Genomic DNA, 2,632 nt, shown 5'->3' with positions numbered 1-2,632 from the left:
GATCAGCATGCTGATCAGCAGTAACAACAGGAAACTGCGATGTTTCATCTTGATTGTTCCTCCTAGTGTGGGGAATAGTGGGCTATGCGTGACCCATAACCCGTAGGTTTCCCCAAATCCAACCTAAATCGATGTGGTACTGGTATGGTTTTGCCGTGGGATTCTGTGCCAATCCCTTGGCGAGTTATGCCAGTTGCGTTTGCGCAACCCGCGCCAACGCTTGGCTATCGAGCAAGGCGATTCCGCCCCATGCACCAGCAGCAAAATCACGATCTAAGAGCTTAACCCGCCCCGTCGGAAGTAATGATGTTGCTAGAGAACTTTGCTGACGTAAGACATCAAGTGCTTGTTCGATTGGTGCGAAGAAGGCTGAGCCTGCGCGGCTAACACCGCCTCCAAGCACAATATGATCGCAATCGTAGGCAAGCACCATGGTATAGAGGGCTTGAGCAAGTTGTTCGCCAACCATGTGGGCAACTGCCAACGCTAAATCATCGCCAGCTTCAGCAGCGGCGTAAACTGCTGGAGTGGTTATCGAATCGAGTTGATGCAGTTGGCTATGCGGGAATGTTGAGAGCAGAGAGTGTGCATAGTTGGCAATTGCTGGCCCAGCAACGATGGCTTCAAGACAGCCATAATTGCCACAGCGACAGCGAATTGTTGATGATCCGAAGCGTGCATGGCCGATTTCGCCCGCCATTCCGTGACTACCACGGTAGACAGTACCATCAAGAATCATGCCAGCGGCTATGCCAGTGCCTATACTAACATATAACATCGAATCGATCGAACCAGCCAACCAATAGCGTTGAATGCCTAATGCTGCTGCTCGAACATCGTTTTCAATCACACAGGCCGTGCCAAAGGTTGCGTTGATGAATCCACGTAGATCAACTGCTTGCCAGCCAAGATTGACGGCGTGCCGAACAATCCCGCTCTGCGTATCGACTTGGCCTGGAATGCCAATCCCAATGCCCGCAAGGAGCCGAATGGGTAGGTCGGCTTGTTTCAAGGTTTCCCAAATCGCATCAGCAAGAGACTTGAGGGCATGGTCTGGAGTTGCGGTATCGGTTGGGCGTTGAACGCTGGCCCAAACTCGATTATCGCCATCGACAAGTAGGGTGGCAATTTTCGTCCCCCCTACATCGACTCCCAGCCGCCAGCCATTGGCGTTCCGGCGCTGTCGTTGATCCACGCAAACCCCCTATACAAGGAACTAAGTGGCTAAGCCTGTCGGGGGTGGTTTGCTGGAACTTAATCCCGAACAATGCCTAGCTCATTGGCTAGTAACAGAGCTGCTGCACCTAGGGTAACGATATCGCTGCCGAGGGTGCTCACTTGCACATCGGTGGCGGCGACCAAAGTCTGCAAAGCGTGTTGTGCTAGCGAACGGCGTAACGGTTGGAGTAAATCATTGCCAAGTTGGGCCAGCGACCCAGCAAGGATAATTGATTGAGCGTTGAGCAAACCCACTACATTTGCAATGGCGATGCCAAGATAGTAGGCAGCTTCGTCAACCAAGGCTCGGACAGTCGGATCATTCGCGGCTAAGGCCGCTTGGACCTCGGCAATCGTCCATGGCTGTGATTGTGGTTGGGTTGCATCAAGTTTTGTTAGCAGCGCACTTGTGCTGGCAACAGTTTCGAGGCAGCCATAATGGCCACAACGACAGAGAGTTCCATGAGGTTGAACCACGACGTGACCGATTTCACCCGCTCCCCAAGCATCACCACCAACAATTCGACCATTGATAAAAATGCCTGCGCCGATCCCACGCCCAACGTTGATCACCACAAGGTTTGCCGCGTTGCGCTGGCTGCCAAACGTGTGTTCAGCAATCGCCGTTACATGACTATCGTTGGCCAAATAGACCGGTAACCCATAACGCTTGCCCAACAAATCGCGGAGTGCGAGATTGTGCCAACCAAGGTTGACTGCTTGTTGGACAACTCCAGCGGTGGTGTTAATGACCCCTGGTGCGCCGATGCCAATTCCGAGAACTGGGCTGTGGGTGTTCGCTAGCAATTGATCAATCAGTTGATACAATTGTTCGAGAACATTGCCCCCATTCAGCGCGAGCGTTTGGCGTTGGCGAATTGCCCCACGTAAGTTGATGATCGTGCCCCGCAGTTCGTGTCCCGCAACATCCAAACCTATCAAGTGGCGACCATCATCCAATACGCTCAGCAATGTCGCTGGCTTTCCACCACCAGAGGGCGCTAACCCGACTTCTTGCACCAATTCTTCTTCGAGTAGGATCGCGACGTTACTCGAAACTGTGGTTGGCGTGAGGTTGGTTAAGCGTGCTACATCCACCCGACTAATCGCGCCACCGTCGTAGATGGCTTTGAAGACAAGTCGGTAGTTGTGAAGCTTGCTTTGCTCCCGACTGGCTTTCTTGGGCAGTCCCTGCATAACTTATTCCAATGAATTTACTAAGTGAGAGTATCCCACAAGCGGCTCAATTTGTCAAGCGCAGCTTTGCGAGGGGCAAAAGGCTGAGCTTTAGGTATCAGAATAGTCTGATTTTGGGAGAGTGTAATCGCTTCCATTGCAGCGTTGAGGCGACTATTTCTGAATGCGGTTCTATTTTATCCGATAAATGGGGATTGGGGATCGGTTGTTGGGGATC

Annotated in this window: 2 protein-coding genes; both read right to left on the bottom strand. The window is 52.3% G+C overall.

Annotation, left to right across the window (positions count from 1 at the left end; all coding sequences use genetic code 11):
- Window positions 1–184: 184 nt before the first annotated feature.
- Window positions 185–1,195: an ROK family protein gene (locus DEF47_RS03720; protein ID WP_012188736.1), complete on the bottom strand. Its 1,011-nt coding sequence runs from the start codon at window positions 1,193–1,195 to the stop codon at window positions 185–187.
- 59 nt (window positions 1,196–1,254) lie between these two features.
- On the bottom strand, window positions 1,255–2,415 hold the full coding sequence (locus DEF47_RS03715; protein WP_012188737.1) for an ROK family protein: 1,161 nt from the start codon (window positions 2,413–2,415) through the stop codon (window positions 1,255–1,257).
- Between the last annotated feature and the right edge of the window lie 217 nt (window positions 2,416–2,632).

It is taken from the genome of Herpetosiphon sp., assembly GCF_003512625.1.
GTDB classification, from domain to species: domain Bacteria; phylum Chloroflexota; class Chloroflexia; order Chloroflexales; family Herpetosiphonaceae; genus Herpetosiphon; species Herpetosiphon aurantiacus.
Note: the sequence above shows the minus strand (reverse complement) of the source record. Positions and strands in the feature narration are given on the sequence as shown.

Excerpts from the sequence above, each read along its gene's own strand:
- DEF47_RS03715 (WP_012188737.1), bottom strand. The coding sequence starts at position 2,415 with ATGCAGGGACTGCCCAAGAAAGCCAGTCGGGAGCAAAGCAAGCTTCAC.